General features: G+C 46.0%; 1 protein-coding gene. It reads right to left on the bottom strand.

Annotated features, from left to right (window positions below; translation table 11 throughout):
* Window positions 1-104: 104 nt before the first annotated feature.
* Window positions 105-314, bottom strand: coding sequence for a hypothetical protein (locus FLQ44_RS05060; RefSeq protein WP_147693359.1), 210 nt, complete (start codon window positions 312-314; stop codon window positions 105-107).
* Window positions 315-413: the final 99 nt, after the last annotated feature.

The raw sequence follows: 413 nt of genomic DNA on the forward strand, positions 1-413 counted from the left end.
GTCATGTAGCCTGGGCCTATGTCCACCACGTGCACTGTAAGCTGCTGCATTAGTGCCTGTCATCAAATCTTGTTGCAGGAATTGCTCGTGTGCCCAATCTCTCATCACCAACAATCACATGCATGATGCACTAACCCATGCAGTAATTGATTAGCAGCAATAATGCTCACGCCTAAATGTCGACCTTTAGGCTCGCCAGAAAACAGACCGATAGCAGCTCCCCAAAGCTTGCCCCAATATTCATAAATGACGGCAGCAATTGCCCCCATTTGAATCGCAACAACAAATAAGTCGCTCTTTTCTTTGGTCTGCACGATAACGAGCCATCATACGACGTGCTTGGAAGTCCCACATATTTGAACAAGAAGAGATCTCACGGTAAGTGTTTTGACTTGGTACCCAAACTTCTAAGT

The sequence above is a fragment of the Vogesella mureinivorans genome, assembly GCF_007644035.1.
GTDB lineage: Bacteria > Pseudomonadota > Gammaproteobacteria > Burkholderiales > Chromobacteriaceae > Vogesella > Vogesella mureinivorans.